The sequence below is a fragment of the Guyparkeria halopsychrophila genome, assembly GCF_044582135.1.
In the GTDB taxonomy this organism is placed as follows: Bacteria; Pseudomonadota; Gammaproteobacteria; order Halothiobacillales; family Halothiobacillaceae; genus Guyparkeria.
Genome location: NZ_JBDODP010000001.1, coordinates 50,490 through 66,971 on the forward strand (window position 1 = coordinate 50,490; position 16,482 = coordinate 66,971).

The following is a 16,482-nucleotide window of genomic DNA, read 5'->3' on the forward strand; positions in this document are numbered from 1 at the left end:
GGCCGAGCAGGGTTGAATCAGGTGTGGAATCCGGGCTTGCCCAAACGGTGCAGATCGGCCGGATAGTCGACATCGTGCACCACCCCGGCGTGGCGCCACTCGATCATGCGACCCTGCTGGGCCGGAAACCCCGACTCGCCCAGTTCGGACAACCATCGGCGCGGGCAGGCGACCGGGTGCCCGGGTTCGCCGCGATGGACCGGGCGCACCGGCAATCCGGTCTCGAGCATCGTTCGTCCCAATCGACGGGCATCGACGGGACGAATGGCCGGCATGTCACCGAGAAAGACCAGCACCCCGCGCAGGTCGGGATCGTCTTTCAAGGCATCGAGTCCGCAACGGCGGCTGAATGCCAGACCATGGAGTGCGTCGGGGCATATCACCGGCTCGGCCGACAATCGATCCATCAGCTCGTCGAGCTCGGCATCGCTCTGCTCGACAACCACCAAGACCCGCTCGCAGGTGGCCCCAGCCGTGCGCAGCACGTGGGCGAGCAGCGGTTCGCCCTGCCAGGATGTCCAGCGCTTGTCGGCACCGAAGCGACGCGCCCGCCCGGCGGCCAGCACGACCCCCACCACCCCGGCGAGCGGGACCTCCTCAGCCGGCATCGAGTGAGCGGCGGGCCATCGGCAGCCTCGCCGTTGCCCGCTGGCGCTCGAGGTAACGCGCCGCGACCAGTTCGGCGGCCATCGATACCGCGATCTCCGCCGGGGTATGCGAGCCGATGTCGAGCCCCGCCGGGGCCCGCAGCCGCTCGGTATCGACGCCGAGGCCCCCCAACCGGTCGCGGCGCGCGCGACTGGTGGACGCGCCCCCCATGGCGGCGACGTGAAAGGCGGGCGACTCGAGGGCATCCATGAGGGCCAGATCGTCCAGCCGGGGATCGTGGGCGACGGCCACCACCGCCGTGCGCGCATCGAGTCCGGTCGCGGCGAAGAACCGCTCGGGCACCTCGCGGTGCAGCGCGACCCCGGGAACGGACCAGTCGGCGTGAGGCCGCGGGTCACAGACGTCGACCTCGAAACCCAGCGAGAGGGCCTGGGGCGCGAGGGCCTCGGCCACCGGTCCGGTGCCGATGATCACCAGCCGCCACGCCGGACCGAAGGGCACGGCCAGGGCGTTTTCGCCACGGCTGGGCGATTCCGGCACCACGCCATCGATGGGGTAAAAGCCCACCTGGCCGGTGATCAGATCGACCTCGCGCCAGGCCGCCTCGCGCCGGGAAACGGCCGCCAGCGCCGGGCGCAGGTCGCTCGCCTGCCGCGGCCACTCGACCAGCACCGACAGGGTGCCGCCACAGGGCAGACCTGGATGGGAGGTGCCATCGAAATGCCGTTCCACCGGCTCGCCTCGCCGCGCCTCATTCGGGTGTGCGGCGAACCAGTCGAGCAGGTCGTCCTCCACACAGCCGCCGGAGATCGACCCGGCCTGGCGCGACCGGGGGCCGGACGGGTCGACGATCACCCACAACGAGCCGGGTCGACGAGGCGCCGAGCCATAGGTCTCGAGCACGGTAACCAGTGCCACCTCACGACCGGACTCGAGTGCCTCGACCGCCAGCGTCAGGGCCGCCTGACGGTCGTTTGCCGCGGACGGGGACGGGCTCACGCCTCGTCGTCCAACTCGATCGGCAACCGGCGGATCGGCTTGCCGGTCAGGCTCGCCAATGCGTTGACCACGGCCGGCGCCAGCGGCGGCAGCCCCGGCTCGCCCACGCCGCCCGGCGGCTGGCCGGAATCGACGATGCCGACCTCGACTTCCGGCATCTGGTCGATGCGCAGGGCCGGGTAGTCGTTGAAGTTCTGCTCCTGGACGCGGCCGTTCTTGATCGTGATCTTGCCAAACAGCGCGGCCGTCAGGCCGTAGGCAATCGAGGAATGCACCTGCCGCTCCACCCCGGCGGGGTTGACCGCGATGCCGCAATCCAGCGCGCACCAGACCTTGTGCACGCGCGGCCGGCCGTCCTCGATCGAGACCTCGGCGACCTGGGCGCAATAACTGCCGAATGACTTGGCCAACGCCACGCCACGGGCACGCCCCTCGGGCACTTCACCACCCCAGTCGGCCATCTCGGCGGCACGCTTGAGTACCGCGACGTGTCGCGAATCACTCTCGAGCAATTGCAGCCGGTACTCGACCGGATCGACATCGGCCCGCCGGGCAAGCTCGTCGAGAAACGATTCGACGATGTAGGCGTTGTGCGAGTGACCCACCGAGCGCCAGAAACCCACCGGGATACCCGGGTCGACGTTCGCGTAGGACACGGCGATGTTCTCGATCTGATAGGGGTGATCCGCCGCGCCCTCGACCGCCGCCGGATCGATGCCGTCCTTGATCATGCCCGGTGCGACGCGGGACCAGATCGACGGACCGGCGATGCGGTGCACCCAGGTCACCGGCAAACCGTCGTTACCCAGGGTGGCCGACAGCTCGTTGTAGGCCGCCGGCCGATAAAAGTCGTGCTGCACGTCGTCCGGACGCGAGTAGATCACCTTCACCGGCCGACCACTGCGCTTGGATAGCTCGACCGCCTCGCGGACGAAGTCGGTCTCGAACCGTCGGCCGAACCCGCCGCCGAGGAAGGTGGTGTGCACCGTGACCTTGTCCTTGTCGACGCCGGCAACCTCGGCGGCCACCTTCTGCACCGAGCCGGGTGCCTGGGTCGGCACCCACAGGGTCACACCATCATCGGTCACCGAGGCGGTGGCGTTCATCGGCTCCATGGTCGTGTGGGCCAGATACGGCACACGGTAGGTCGCGCTATGCGTGTTCTCATCATTGCCCAACGCATCGGCACCACGCCCTTCGGTGCGGGCCGAACGGGCGTCCTGCTTGAGCCGTTCCTGGAACTGCGCGTCGATCGCCGCGTCGTCTAGGTCGGCCAACTCGCCCTCGTCCCACTCGATCGAGAGCTTGCGCCGCGCCTGGTCGGCGCTCCACCAATCACGTGCCAGCACTGCCACGCCGTGCTCGAGCTCGATCACGTCCTCGACCCCATCGGCCTTGCGGGCCTCGGCGGCGTCGACCGACTTGAGCGTGCCGCCGAATACCGGGCAGCGCTCGACGCTGGCCTGGAGCAAGCCATCCGGACGGGCGTCGATGCCGAAGTCCGCCTGGCCGGTGACCTTCTGCGGTGTATCCAGACGCTTGGTCGGCTTGCCGATGATGCGGAAATCCTTGCGGTCCTTGGTGAAGACCTCTGTCGGCGGCTCGAGCTGGGCGGCATCGGCGACCAGATCCTTGTATTCGACCTGCCGCCCGGTGGCGGTATGTACCACCACGCCCGGCTCGGTGCGCAGATCGGAGAGCGGCACGTCCCAGCGATTCGCCGCGGCCTGCATCAGCACCTCGCGGGTCGCCGCGCCCACCTCGCGCAGCTTGGTGTAAAAGCCGCGCACGGTGGCACTACCGCCGGTGACCTGGCTGCCTAGCGCTGGGTTGGCGTAGGCCTCGTCGGCGGGGGCGAAACGGGTGTCGAACGCGCCCCAGGGCAGATCGAGCTCCTCGGCGATCATCATCGGGATCACCGTCATCGCGCCCTGGCCCATCTCGGAACCCGAGATGGTGAGCATCGTGCGACCGTCGGGGTGCATCTCGATCCAGGCATTGGGCTCGAAAACACCCGCCGACCCTGATGTGCCCGACGTACCGTCGGCGGCCATCGCCGATTCGGGGGCGCCGAAACGAAAGCCGACCAACAACCCGCCGCCCACGGCGGCGGAGACCTTGAGAAACTGCCTGCGCGTGGTCATGCCGAGACCTCCTTGTCATCATTCTGGACGTCGTTGCCGGCCATGTTGGCCCGCGCGGCGTGCTTGATCGCCGCGCGGATCTGGTTGTAGGTGCCGCAGCGACAGAGGTTGCCCTTCATCGCCTGATCGATGTCCTCGTCGGATGGATCGGCGTTGTCCGCCAGCAATGCGGCGGCCTGCATGATCTGGCCGGACTGGCAGTAACCACACTGCGGTGCATCCTCGGCCACCCAGGCGAGCTGTACCGGGTGATCACCGGCGGAGGACAGCCCCTCGATGGTGGTGATTTCCTTGCCGTCGGCGGAGGCGACCGGCGTGATGCAAGAGCGGGTCGGCTCGCCATCGACGTGGACTGTGCAGGCACCACACAACCCGGCGCCACAGCCGAACTTGGTGCCGGTCAGGCCGATGTAGTCACGGATGGCCCACAGCAGGGGCATGTCATCGGCGACCTCGAGGGACACGGATCGCCCATTGATGGTGAGTGTTGCCACGGCGGTTCTCCCTGAATTGAATGCAGAGCCTCAAACGCCCCGATTGCCGGGACGATTAGGACAATGCCAAAAAGAGTAGACCGTGATTGCCGGGGCGCAATATGTTTTGAGGAACAGAGCGCATCCGGCGAGGTGCCGCGCGCCGGGAGGACCGGACTTAGGCGCGGTCGGTGATCAGACCGTCGACGATGTGCAGGGTGCGATCCATCCGGGCGGCCAGTTCCAGGTCATGGGTGACCAACACGATGGCGCTGCCCATGGCCTGATTGAGCTCGAGCATCGCCTCGAAGATCGCCTCGGTGCTGCGGGTATCGAGGTTGCCGGTGGGCTCGTCGGCCAGCACCACCGCCGGCCGGGTGACCAGCGCCCGGGCGATGGCGACGCGTTGACGCTCGCCGCCCGAAAGCTCGCCCGGGCGATGATCGAGCCGGTGCCCCAGGCCGACGCGTTCGAGCAGGGTGCGCGCCTGCGACTCGGCCTGTTCGCGCGACTCGCGACGGATGATCAGCGGCATGGCGACGTTGATCAGCGCCGAGAATTCGGCCAACAGGTGATGGGCCTGGTAGACGAATCCCAGGTGCTGATTGCGCAACAGGCCACGGCGGCGCTCGCCAAGGGCGGAGAAACGCTGCCCGGCCAGCCACACCTCGCCTTCGGTGGGCTGATCGAGGCCCGCCAGCAGGGAGAGCAGGCTGGACTTGCCCGCCCCGGACGCGCCGACGATGGCCATCCGTTCGCCGGACTGAATGGCCAGATCGATGCCGCGCAGCACCTCGACGTTGAGGCTGCCCTCGCGGAACGTGCGGGTCAGCCCCTGCGCCTCGAGCACCGGGCGCGGGGTATCGCGAAGATCATTCATGACGCAGAGCCTGGATTATTCATAGCGGAGCGCTTGGGCCGGTTGGACACGGGAGGCGCGCCACGCGGGATACAGCGTGGCCAGGAACGAGAGCACGAAGGCCATCAGGCCGATCAGGCCGACGTCGCCCCAGTCGAGCCGCGAGGGCACTTCGCTGATGTAGTAGACGTCCGCGGGCATGAACTGGGTCCCCGCCAGCCCCTCGATCCAGGGCACGATCACGTCGATGTTCTCGGCGATCAGCACGCCGATACCCACCCCGACGGCCGTGCCGATCAGGCCGATGAACACCCCGGTGATGATGAAGATCATCATGATCGACCCCGGGCTGGCGCCGAGCGTACGCAGGATGGCGATATCGCCCTGCTTGTCGGTGACCAGCATCACCAGGGTGGAGACGATATTGAAGGCGGCCACCGCCACGATCAGCGACAGGATGATGAACATCACCGTGCGTTCGATTTGGATGGCACGGAAGAAGTTGGCGTTCGACTGGGTCCAGTCCTGCGCCACGTACGGGTAGCCCAATCGCTGGTTCAGGTCGCGCGCCGCGGCCGGCGCGCCGAAGATGTCGTCGAGCTTCAGGCGCAACCCCGAGACGCCCTCGCCGGTGCGGAACAGCGCCTGGGCATCGGCCATGTGGATCATCGCGGTGCCACGATCGTATTCATACATGCCGACCTCGAACAGCCCCACCACCGTGAAACGTCGCTGCCGCAGCATGCCGCCTACCGGGGTGACGGCCACGTCCGCGCTGATCAGCATCAATCGGTCGCCCAACTCCACCCCCAGCGAGCGGGCCAGGGCCGAGCCCAGCACGATGCCGAATCCGCCGGGCTCAAGGGCAGCGAGTTCCCCTTCCTGCATGTGCGCGCCGATGTCGGTGACCGGCGATTCCCGCTCCGGCTCGATGCCGCGGATGATCGCCCCGGAGACCTCCGAGGAGGCCGACAACATTCCCTCGGACTGTACGTAGGGCGCGACCGCCAGCACGGACGGGTTTTCCGTGATGCGGTCGGCAACCGCCTCCCAGTCACCCAGCGAGCCGCCACGTTCGCTGACGGTGACGTGCGCGGTCATCCCGAGGATGCGCTCGCGCAACTCGTCCTGGAAACCGTTCATCACCGAGATCACCACGATCAGGGCCGTCACACCGAGGGTGATGCCGATGATCGAGGTCGCCGAAATGAACGACACAAACCGGTTGCGTCGTTTGGCGCGCGTGTAGCGCAACCCGATCATCCATTCGAATGTCCGGCGCATGCAGACCCCTGCCTGTGCTGTGGGTGAATATCGTGAAAAGGCCCACCATGAATCGACTCGCGATGGGCCTTTTCGACCACGAAACCGTCGATTCGTGCCGACGTCCCGCGACCAGAGTCTAAACCGCCAATCGCCAATAGTGGGCGCCCATCAGTGAGCCTGTCCCGCGTCCGCCCGTCATCCCGCTTGCAGGCAACGGCGGCCTGGCGCAGACTAAACCAAAATCGCGCCCAGAGGCCGCCGGGCCCGCCCCAAGCGGGGCATCGGAACCGCCCGACCGACCGGGGCGCGACAGACGATCATTCAGGGAACGAGTCATCAATGCAAGACAAGGAGCCGAACATGACCCCGCTGACGCATCTCGCCCGGCCGCTGGCCGCTGCCCTGCTGGCGCTCGCCGGCATCCTGGCCGCCAGCCCGACGCTCGCTCAGAGCGGCGACAGCGCGGCCTCGGTCCACGGCCTGACTCAGGAACAGGTCATCGCCCGCTTTGGTGAGCCGGAACGTCGCCACGCCCCCGTGCCTGCCACCGGCAAATACCCGACGCCACCGATCACGCGCTGGGATTATGCCGATTTCAGCATCTTCTTCGAGAAGCGCATCGCGCTGCACCGCGTCGAGCACGGGAAATTCCCCCCGCAGTGACTACACTCCTGACACGGACTTAACAACACGCGTAATCGGAGGAAGTGTAATGACTGCCAATATGGGAACGATCGACAAGTGGTTGCGCATCGTGGTCGGCGTCTTGCTGATCGCATTGGCGCTGTTCGACGTGATCGGCTGGTGGGGCTACATCGGCATCATTCCGCTCGCCACCGGCCTGATCAATTTCTGCCCGGTCTACAAGATGATCGGGTTCGACTCGCGTGGCGCGGGGACCGACAAATCCGGAGACGGCCCGGTCTGACCGCCGCAGGTTGCGGCGCCGGGGGAACCTCGGCTCCATCCGGCGATCCCACCTGAATCGATCCGGCCGACGGCCGATCCAGAAGCACGCCCCGCCCCACCGGGATGCCCGAGTGGGGCGGGGCGTTCCCATGTCTGCATACCGCGTCGCTGACCATGGCCCCTATCGTACGTTTCCCATACCGCAGGCCACTCGGGCTGCTACTCCTGCTGGGAGCCGGCTGCACCTCTCTATGGGCCGCCCCGCCCGTCCCGGCGGAGCACGAGTTACCGAGCGCTCTCGACGAGGCATCCGGGCTGGCACAGTCCGGCCAGCATGCCGAATTGCTCTGGACGCATAACGACAATATCAACGATCCCGGCTCGATGGAGCGCGTCACCCCGCTCGTGCACGGGATCGACCATCAGGGACGGCTGCGCCTTAGCGTCGAACTCAACGGCGTAATCCAGCGCGACTGGGAGGCGATCGAAAGCGTCCGAATCGGTGGCTCGCACGGCCTGGTGGTGGCCGACACGGGAGACAACCGCGACACCTGGCCAGACTACGTGTTGTGGTTCATCGACGAGCCAGATGAGATCCCCTCGTCGGCGACCACCCGCGCCACCACGCCCACGCACCTGCTGCGCTTTCGCTACCCGGACGGACCGGCCGATACCGAGGCCATGGTCGTCGATCCACATGGCAGGCAGATCCTGGTGCTCACCAAGCGTGAGAACCCGCCGCGACTGTTCGCCCTGCCACTGTCGGCACGCCAGCCGTTCCCCGACGAGGGCACCCCGCGCGAGCGCCTTGCCAGTGCCGATGTGCAGGAGGCCCAACTGCTCGGCCGGATGGGCGGCCTGGTACCCACCGACCCGATCAACTGGCTGCTCTCACCGTTGACCGGCCGCAAGACCAGCCTGCCCACCGGCATGGCGCTATCGCCCGATGGCCGCCTATTGGCGGTGCTGACCTACTCCTCGCTGTACTTCTTTCGCCGCGACGTGGGCGAACGCTGGAGCAAGGCCATCCGCCGACCGGTCGCGGCGCGCTCGCTACCGCGCATCGATCAGTGGGAAGGCATCGCCTTCGACCGCGGCGCAAGCCAGTTGCATATCGTGCGCGAGGGCACCGGCCCGGGCACCATGCTGCAGATCGAGGTGCCGGAGGCCGCCCTCGCCACACCCGAAACCGAACCCGGCGCCGGCCCACGCCCGGCCGACACACCGGAATCCGACTGAATCAGAGGGAGACGACCATGGCAGAGACCATCCGACGTCACGTTTATGTCAGCGGCCGCGTGCAGGGCGTGTTCTTCCGCGATTTCACCCGGCAACAGGCGCAGGCGCTTGGCCTGACCGGCTGGGTCCGCAACCTCGATGACGGCCGGGTCGAGGCGGTGCTCGAAGGCGAACCGGCGTCGGTGACGACGATGCTGAATAAACTGCGCGACGGCTCGCCACAAGCACGGGTCGAGCACATCGCGGTGCGCGAAGAGCCGCCCGAGGGACTCGAGGGATTCGTGATGACGGGCTAGGCGATTCGTGCTTAACCACCGGCCAGCCGCGCCCCGGCCACCAGCAACTGGTAGACGCCGAAGGCAATCACCATGCCCCCGGCGACCCGACGCACCCAGGGGCGGCGCACGAACGCCGACAGTTGCCCGGCGAACGCGCCCATGGCGAGCAAATTCGGCAACGTGCCCAGGCCGAAGCCGAGCATCAGCAACGCCCCGGCCAGCGGCCCGCCGGCGGAAAGCGCCCAGATCAGCACGCTGTAGACCAACCCGCAGGGCAGCCAACCCCACACCAGCCCCAGACCGAACGCCTGCGTGGGCGTTTTTACCGGCATCAGGCGGCGACCGACCGGCTCGATAAAGCGCCACAGCCGCGAGCCGAACCGCTCGACCCGCGTCAGCCCGAACCACCAGCCGCCCACGTACAGCCCCATCATCACCATGAACAGGCCGGCAATGCCCAGCAGCACCAGCTGGGCCTGCTGCATCGGCACCAGCGACAACCCCAGCAATCCGATCGTGCCGGCAATCGCACCGGCGACGGTGTAGGAGGTGATCCGGGCGAGGTTGTAGGCGAGCAGGTACGGGAACAGCCGCGAGGCACGCTCTCGCTTCTCCGCGGGCAGGCCGAAGGTCAGTGCCCCGACGATCCCGCCGCACATGCCCACGCAGTGCACGCCGCCGAAGAAACCGACGGCCATGGCGGCAAAGAAACTGACGTTTTCCGGCATGTGGAAACCTCTGCGTGATTTAGTGTTTGGCCGCGAGCCATCGAGCGGCCAAACCGCCTGTCCATCGGTGTGACGATTCAGTCGACGGCATCTCGTACAATGGGTCGAATGAGCCATCCCGACAGCGCCGACCCGGCGAGCATTCTCGCGTATATCAACGCCAATCGCGATCACCTGGCCCTGCGTCATCTGCCACAGATCGACCGGCAGCTGCGCCGGTTCGAGGAACGCCAACCGAACGAGGACGCCCTGCACCGATTGCTCGACCGGGTGACGGCGGCCGCCGACGAGGTGGCCGCGCGCGATGCCCTGGCCATCGACATCGCCTACCCCGACAGCCTGCCGGTCTCCGGGGCGCGCGAGGAGATCATCGGGGCCATCCAGAGTCACCCGGTGACCATCATCGCCGGTGAGACCGGCTCGGGTAAGACCACCCAGATCCCCAAGATGCTGCTCGAGCTCGGCTACGGCCGTCGCGGCCTGATCGGCCACACCCAGCCACGACGGATCGCGGCGCGCAACGTCGCTCGCCGGCTGGCCGAGGAACTCGACGAGGGCGTACGTGGCGACGACGGGGGCGGCGACGGGCGCACGGCCGTCGGCTACAAGGTACGCTTTTCCGACCAGACCCGCCCCAACAGCCGCGTGGCGGTGATGACCGACGGCCTGCTGCTCGCCGAGTTGCAGCACGATCGTGACCTACTGCGCTACGACGCCCTCATCATCGACGAGGCCCACGAGCGCAGCCTCAATATCGATTTCCTGCTCGGGGTGATGAAACGCCTGATCCAGCGCCGGCCGGCGTTCCGACTGATCATCACCTCGGCGACCATCGACCCGGAGCGCTTCGCCGAGCATTTCACTCAGAAAGGCACCCAAAAAGTCACCCAGGACGGCGGCGAGCGTCCGCCGATCATCTCGGTCACCGGTCGCGGCTACCCGGTGGAGGTGCGCTATCGCCCGCCCGAGGCCAACCGCGACGAGGAACTCGGCTCGACCATCGCCCGCGGCGTGATGCAGGCGGTCGACGAACTGGTCCACGAGGGGCCGGGCGACATCCTGGTGTTCCTGCCCGGCGAGCGCGAGATCCGCGAGACCGAACGCCAGCTTTCGCGCCACGGCCTGAGAAACACCGAGATCCTGCCGCTATACGCGCGGCTGTCGGCGGCCGACCAGCAGCGCGTGTTCGCCGCGCACGCCGGGCGACGGGTCGTGCTGTCGACCAACGTCGCCGAGACCTCGCTGACGGTGCCAGGCATCCACTACGTGATCGACTCGGGCGTGGCGCGGATCAGCCGCTACCACCCGCGCGCCCGCCTGCAGAAGCTCGGCATCGAGGCGATCTCGCAGGCCTCGGCCAACCAGCGCGCCGGGCGCTGCGGCCGGATCGCCCCGGGCGTGTGCATCCGCCTCTTTGACGAGGAAGACTTCGACGGCCGGCCCGCTTTCACCGACCCGGAGATCCTGCGCAGCAACCTCGCCTCGGTGCTGCTGCAACTCGACTCGCTCAAGCTGGGCCGGGCCGAGGACTTCCCCTTCATCGAGCCGCCCGAACCCCGCCAGCTGGCTTCCGCGCGCAAGCACCTGTTCGAGTTGCACGCACTCGACGAGCACGGCCACCTGACGGAGATCGGCCGGCGGCTCTCGCGCCTGCCGATCGACCCGACCCTGGGGCGGATGATCGTGGCGGCCCGGGAGCACGGTGACCGGGCCACCGAAGACATGCTGGTGGTCGCCGCCTTCCTCGCCCTGCAGGACCCGCGCGAACGGCCGAGTGAGGCACGGGGGGCGGCCGATGCCGCCCATCGCGAATTCGCCCTGGCCGATTCCGACTTCGCCAGCGCCCTGGCGCTCTGGTCGGCCTGGCACGAGGTGAGCCGCCACAAGAGTCGCCGCCAAGCCCGCCAGTGGGCGATCAAGCGATACCTCAACGCCAACCGCCTGACCGAGTGGCATGATCTGGTCGGCCAGCTGCGCCAGTCGGTCGACGAGATGTTCCGCATCCGCCTGCCGGCATTCGAGCCGATCGTCATGCCGGACAAACCCGACGAGGGGGAGAAGCAGAAGTTGCCCGCCGAACTGGCCGGCCGCGTCGACCAACTGCATCAGTCGGCGCTGGCTGGCCTGCTCGACCAGATCGGCATGCGTGATCCCGCCCCGCCCAAGAGCTACCAGCAGGCCGCCGGCGATCATCGCGGCAAAAAGCGCCGCACGCCCACCGTGTACCTGGGCGCACACAACCGCCGCTTCTACCTGTTCCCCGGCTCGGTGACCGTCAAGGCACAGCCCAAGTGGATGGTGGCCGCCGAGATCGTCGAGACCTCCAAGGTGTTCGCGCGGATGAACGCCCCCATCAATCCGCGCTGGCTCGAACCGATGGCCGGCCACCTGGTCACCCACGAGCACAACGAACCCACCTGGGACGCGAAATCCGGCCGGGTGACGGCCTTCGAGACCGTGCGTCTGTTCGGCCTGCCGATCGTGACCAAGCGGCGGGTCGACTTCGGGGCGATCGATCCGGTCGCCGCCCGCGATGTCTTCATCCGCCGGGCGCTGGTCGAGGGGGATTTCGAGTCGGCCCAGCCGTTCTGGCAGCACAATCAGGAACTGATCGAGGAGATCCGCACGCTCGAGGCCAAGCTCCGCCGCCCCGCATTCCTGGTCGATGACCAGGTGCTCTACGACTTTTACCAGGCCCGCATCCCGGCCGATGTCACCGATGCGCGCAAGCTCAATCACTGGATCAAGCACGACCGCGCCGCGGCGGCGAGCCTCGAGCTGACCCGCGACGACCTGCTGGCCACCGAGCCCGATGACCGGCGGCTGTCCGAATTGCCCGATCACTGGCAGGCCGGGCGCTACCGATTGAAGCTCGCCTACCACTTCGCCCCCGGAGAGCCGGACGATGGCGTGAGCCTGCACGTCCCGCTCGCCCTGCTCAACCGCATCGACACGCCGCCGACGACCCACCTGGTGCCGGGCCTGCGCCGGGAGAAGATCGAGGCGATGATCCGGGCACTGCCCAAGGCCGAGCGCCGCCATTTCGTCCCGGCCCCCAGCTTCGCTGAGGCGGTCGAGGATCGGATTACCGATAGCGACATTTCGCTCTCGCAGGCCGTCGCCGACGAACTGCGTCGCATGACCGGTCACGAGGTCGCCCCGGCCCTGTTCGACGAGCAGAAGCTGCCCGTGCACCTGCGCATGCGCTTTGTCGCCGTCGACGAGGACGGCGAGCCGATCGACGCCGACCGCGACATCAATGCCCTGCGGGGCCGGCAGGCCCAGCGCGCCCAGGAGGCATTCAACCAGCGCAGCAAGCACCGCCTGGAAGACCATCAGGCGACCGAGTGGGACTTCGACGAGCTGCCGGAAAAGCTCACGGTCGAGAGTGGGGGCGCGCAGGTGGAGGCCCACCCGGCACTGGTGGACCACGGTGATCACGTCGCGATCGAACTGATCGACGAGCCCGAGCGCGCGCGCCGGGTCCACGAGGCCGGTGTCGTCCGGTTGATGTTGCTGGGCCGCGCCCAGATGGTCCGCCAGGCCGAATCTGACCTGCGCGGCGACCGCTCGCTGGACACGGTGCGCCTGCACTACAGCCGGTTGAAGTCCCCGCGACCGATTCCCGCCGAAGGGATGCGAGCCTCTCAGCGGGCCGATCGCGCCTTCGACCAGGAGCTGATCTTCCGCTCAGCCTGGGAGCTGGCGGTCGCCGACCAATCACCAATCCGTGACCCCGACGCCTTCCGTGAACGCCTTGCCCGCCTCGATGGCGAACTGCCGCGCCGGGCCATGGCGCTCGCTCAGCGGATCAAGGCCATCCTCGAGCACCAGCACCGCCTGCGCCGCCAGCTGAGCGGTCGCCTGCCGTTGTCGGTGATCGAGGCGGCCAAGGAAATCGGCGACCAGATCGACCTGCTGGTCCACCCCGGCATGATCTGGTTGGCGAGCGAGGAGCGGCTTGCCGCCTTGCCGCGTTATCTCGAGGGCGCCGAGAAGCGCCTGGAAAAGACCGAGCGTCAGCCGGAGCGCGATCGGATGCTGCGGGTGGCGTTCGCCCCGCTCGCCGAGCAGGTGCGCAACCGACTGATGAAGGGCCGCCCGGATCTGGTCGACTGGCAACGACGCGAGGCGCTGCTCGACCTCCTTGAGGGCCATCGGCTGGACGTCTTTACCCAGGAACTGGCGGGCAAGGGCGCGCCCAAGTCCAAGGCCGTCGAATCGGCCCTGGCCTCACCGACATGGCCTCACCGACCTGAACTCGCCAGGTAGGGAATCGCGCCCGCCGGATCTGGTCTATACAGCATGTATTAGCGGGAGTAGCGACGATGTTCGAGGTGAGGTTCAAGCGCGTCTGGGGCATCGCCCTGCTGTCGGCGATGGCCGGCGTGGCCGCGGGGCAGGAGTCCGAAACCGTCTACAAGTGCACCCATTCGGATGGACGCATCGTCTACTCCGATGCGCCCTGCACCGGCAAGATGGAGAAACAAACCGTCACCGCGCCAGAGGCCGGCCGTGGTGGCGAGGCGGCCCGCGAAGGCATCAACCGGCTGGCACGGGAATACGATGAACGCCGCGAAGCCGAGCAGCAGGCACGCGAAGAGGCCGAACGGCGCGCGCTCGAGCGCCGCCTGTCCAATCCGGAGGTGGTCGTGGTCGCCCCGTGGCGCGACCAGCCGCGCTCCTACCCGTACTACCCACGGGGCCAGCGCCATCTGCCACCCTACGATCGCTACCGTGATCCTCCGCATGGCGGGATGCACCTGAACGACGACGGTCTCTCGCTCTGGTTCGGCAGCGGGCGGCACGGTTGGCAACCCCAGCCCCCATACCAGCCACGTCACGACCCTAGAGAAAGAAAGCACCACGATGGCCGGGATATCAATAAGCGAGAGCAATCGCCCAGGAGGCCAGGCATAGCCGATCGAAACCCGCTTTGGGATTCGGGCATGTCGGGCCGTTATCCGGGTGGGTTGCCCGGCGCCGAATGACGACTGAAGCATAAAGAAACCTAGCCCCTCTTTCCCTCACGCCAGACGATTCTGCGAGAATCTGCAGCCCACCCAAAAAGAAAGGCCAGACCCGTCATGCAGGCGCATATCTTCAAGAGTCGCAAGAACCCCGACATGTACCTGTTCGTACGCGAGGGACAGGACATGGACGAACTCGACCCGATGGTGCTTGATCGCCTGGGTGAGCTCGAGTTCGTGATGGAGCTTGACCTGTCGGAGGATCGGCCGCTGGCACGCAGCGATGCGGCCACCGTGCGCGACCACATCGAAAAGCTGGGCTTCCACCTGCAGATGCCGCCGAGCGCCGAGAACTGGGCCCACTGGGACAACCTCAAGGCCGGCATCCGCGCCGGCAGACCCCAGTCTGAATAACAACCGGCGCACGCCACGCGCGAGACAGGCTGATCAAGGGGTGCCGCCAGATGATGGCGGGCACGAACGAAAGCCTGATTCAGACCGGCGTCTGCCTCAGAGCGCGGCGATCTCGCGCAAGCGGTCGAAATCGAGGCTCAGGCCGTTGTGCGCAACGAACATCGGGTTGAGCAGCGACTCGCGGGTGTTGTAGCGCAGCGGGCGGCCCGAGAGATCGGTCAGCTGGCCGCCGGCCGCCTCCAGCACGCATTGCGAGGCGGCGGTATCCCACTCCGAGGTCGGCCCCAAACGCGGGTAGAGATCGGCCTTGCCCTCGGCCACCAGACAGGTCTTCAGTGAGCTCCCGCAACGCACGACGCTGGCCTCCGCACCCGGCCGGGAAAAGGTGTCGATCAATTGCATTTCCCGCCGGCTGGCATGCGAACGAGACAGCGCCAAGGTGGGCGGATCGGCGGGGGCGCGCACCTGGATGGGGCCGGGCTCGTCGTGGTAGCGCCAGGCGCCCTGGCCGCGAATCGCCGCGTATTCGAGATCGATCGCCGGGGCGAGCACCACACCCAGCACCGGGACACCGCCATCGATCAGCGCGATATTGACGGAGAATTCGCCGTTGCGCTTGACGAACTCGCGCGTGCCGTCGAGCGGATCGACCAGCCAGTAACGCGGCCACTCACGCCGCTCGCGCCAGGTCGGGGCTCGCCCCTCTTCGGTGATGATCGGCCAACCGTCACCCAGGGCCGCCAGACGGTCGGCGATCAGGTGATTGGCCACCAGGTCGGCCTCGGTCACCGGCGAGGCATCCGCCTTGCGCTCGACGGCGAAATCCTGCCGGTAGACGGCCATGATCGCCCGCCCCGCCGCCGCGGCAATGGTTCGCACCTCGGCGAGCAGCGCGGCATCGACGCCCGGGGGCTGGCCAGCCAGTGAATCACCCGTCAGGGTTACACAATCCGTCATGCGTTCTCTTCCCTTTCCCGCCGCTGCCGGTGCGCCCGCACCAGGAACATGGCGGCCAATGATCTTGCCTCGGAGCAATCGCCCGAGGCGGCGAAGTGGTCGAGATCGGCCAACGGCAGGAAGGTCACCTCCATTGGCTCGGGCTCGTCGCCCGGCAGACGGGCCGGGTAAAGCGATTCGGCCAGTACCAGCTGCGTGCGCTGGCCGGAATAGGTGGGCGCCATCGTCATTTCGTTGAGCCGGGTCAGGCGGCGGGCGGCGAAACCGGCCTCTTCCCTCAACTCGCGATTGGCGGCCTCCACCGGGGTTTCGCCGGCGTCGATCCGCCCCTTCGGCAGACCCAGTTCGTAACGCTCGGTGCCACAGGCGTATTCGCGAATCAGGACGAACTCATCCCTGTCGGTCACCGCGGCCACGATCACCGCGCCGTGGGCGCTGCCCTTGAGGCGCTCGAATTGCACCTCGGCCCCATTGGCAAAGCGCAAGTCCACGCCTTCCACCCGAAACAGGCGGGTTTCGGCCAAGGTGCGGGTCGCCTGGATGGTGGGAGGGGCATTCGAGGGCATGTCACGGCCTGTGATCGGGTGGAACGGTGGTGCAAGAAGTTGATGTCATTGTAGCCGACAAGCCCGCCTTG

16 protein-coding genes are annotated in these 16,482 nt (G+C 67.5%); 7 read left to right on the forward strand and 9 right to left on the reverse strand.

From position 1 onward, the window contains the following. Positions 1-17: 17 nt before the first annotated feature. The 6 genes from ABGV18_RS00240 to ABGV18_RS00265 form a co-directional block, all read right to left on the reverse strand. Positions 18-608, reverse strand: a complete 591-nt coding sequence (locus tag ABGV18_RS00240; protein ID WP_396584319.1) for a nucleotidyltransferase family protein — start codon at positions 606-608, stop codon at positions 18-20. Beyond that, positions 598-1,608, reverse strand: a complete 1,011-nt coding sequence (locus tag ABGV18_RS00245) for an XdhC family protein (protein ID WP_396584320.1) — start codon at positions 1,606-1,608, stop codon at positions 598-600. Before ABGV18_RS00245 ends, ABGV18_RS00240 begins: the two co-directional genes overlap by 11 nt. Continuing rightward, complete coding sequence (locus ABGV18_RS00250; RefSeq protein WP_396584321.1) at positions 1,605-3,752, reverse strand: xanthine dehydrogenase family protein molybdopterin-binding subunit; 2,148 nt, start codon at positions 3,750-3,752, stop codon at positions 1,605-1,607. The genes ABGV18_RS00245 and ABGV18_RS00250 overlap by 4 nt, the downstream gene beginning before the upstream one ends. Next, positions 3,749-4,246: a 2Fe-2S iron-sulfur cluster-binding protein gene (locus tag ABGV18_RS00255; protein ID WP_396584322.1), complete on the reverse strand. Its 498-nt coding sequence runs from the start codon at positions 4,244-4,246 to the stop codon at positions 3,749-3,751. Before ABGV18_RS00255 ends, ABGV18_RS00250 begins: the two co-directional genes overlap by 4 nt. A 157-nt stretch (positions 4,247-4,403) precedes the next feature. Beyond that, positions 4,404-5,105, reverse strand: a complete 702-nt coding sequence (locus ABGV18_RS00260) for an ATP-binding cassette domain-containing protein (protein ID WP_396584323.1) — start codon at positions 5,103-5,105, stop codon at positions 4,404-4,406. Positions 5,106-5,120: 15 nt separating this feature from the next. Beyond that, complete coding sequence (locus ABGV18_RS00265; RefSeq protein WP_396584324.1) at positions 5,121-6,368, reverse strand: lipoprotein-releasing ABC transporter permease subunit; 1,248 nt, start codon at positions 6,366-6,368, stop codon at positions 5,121-5,123. Between the two features lie 321 nt (positions 6,369-6,689). Here ABGV18_RS00265 and ABGV18_RS00270 point away from each other — a divergent pair, with 321 nt between their 5' ends. The 4 genes from ABGV18_RS00270 to ABGV18_RS00285 all read left to right on the forward strand — a co-directional run bounded on the left by ABGV18_RS00270 (position 6,690) and on the right by ABGV18_RS00285 (position 8,794). Then, positions 6,690-7,013: a hypothetical protein gene (locus ABGV18_RS00270; RefSeq protein ID WP_396584325.1), complete on the forward strand. Its 324-nt coding sequence runs from the start codon at positions 6,690-6,692 to the stop codon at positions 7,011-7,013. A gap of 49 nt (positions 7,014-7,062) precedes the next feature. Beyond that, on the forward strand, positions 7,063-7,278 hold the full coding sequence (locus ABGV18_RS00275) for a YgaP-like transmembrane domain (RefSeq protein WP_396584326.1): 216 nt from the start codon (positions 7,063-7,065) through the stop codon (positions 7,276-7,278). A gap of 155 nt (positions 7,279-7,433) precedes the next feature. Then, entirely contained in the window at positions 7,434-8,498 is a 1,065-nt protein-coding gene (locus tag ABGV18_RS00280) for a hypothetical protein (RefSeq protein WP_396584327.1), read from the forward strand. Between the two features lie 17 nt (positions 8,499-8,515). Next, positions 8,516-8,794 (forward strand): acylphosphatase, encoded by a 279-nt coding sequence (locus ABGV18_RS00285; RefSeq protein WP_396584328.1) that lies wholly within the window; start codon positions 8,516-8,518, stop codon positions 8,792-8,794. An 11-nt stretch (positions 8,795-8,805) separates the two neighbouring features. Here the strand turns inward: ABGV18_RS00285 and ABGV18_RS00290 are convergent, their stop codons facing one another. After that, entirely contained in the window at positions 8,806-9,504 is a 699-nt protein-coding gene (locus ABGV18_RS00290) for an urease accessory protein UreH domain-containing protein (RefSeq protein WP_396584329.1), read from the reverse strand. Positions 9,505-9,612: 108 nt separating this feature from the next. Here ABGV18_RS00290 and hrpA point away from each other — a divergent pair, with 108 nt between their 5' ends. From hrpA to ABGV18_RS00305, 3 genes are all read left to right on the forward strand, one after another. Next, positions 9,613-13,776 carry an ATP-dependent RNA helicase HrpA gene (hrpA, locus tag ABGV18_RS00295; RefSeq protein ID WP_396584330.1) on the forward strand — a complete coding sequence of 1,388 codons (4,164 nt, stop codon included), beginning with the start codon at positions 9,613-9,615 and terminating at the stop codon, positions 13,774-13,776. A gap of 56 nt (positions 13,777-13,832) precedes the next feature. Then, positions 13,833-14,495, forward strand: a complete 663-nt coding sequence (locus tag ABGV18_RS00300) for a DUF4124 domain-containing protein (RefSeq protein WP_396584331.1) — start codon at positions 13,833-13,835, stop codon at positions 14,493-14,495. A 96-nt stretch (positions 14,496-14,591) separates the two neighbouring features. Continuing rightward, on the forward strand, positions 14,592-14,888 hold the full coding sequence (locus ABGV18_RS00305; protein WP_396584332.1) for a YcgL domain-containing protein: 297 nt from the start codon (positions 14,592-14,594) through the stop codon (positions 14,886-14,888). 96 nt (positions 14,889-14,984) lie between these two features. Here ABGV18_RS00305 and cysQ read toward each other — a convergent pair whose 3' ends face one another. Next, positions 14,985-15,845, reverse strand: a complete 861-nt coding sequence (gene cysQ, locus ABGV18_RS00310) for a 3'(2'),5'-bisphosphate nucleotidase CysQ (protein ID WP_396584333.1) — start codon at positions 15,843-15,845, stop codon at positions 14,985-14,987. Then, a complete protein-coding gene (gene nudE / locus ABGV18_RS00315; protein ID WP_396584334.1) occupies positions 15,842-16,411 on the reverse strand; it encodes an ADP compounds hydrolase NudE in 570 nt (189 codons plus the stop codon). Before nudE ends, cysQ begins: the two co-directional genes overlap by 4 nt. Between the last annotated feature and the right edge of the window lie 71 nt (positions 16,412-16,482).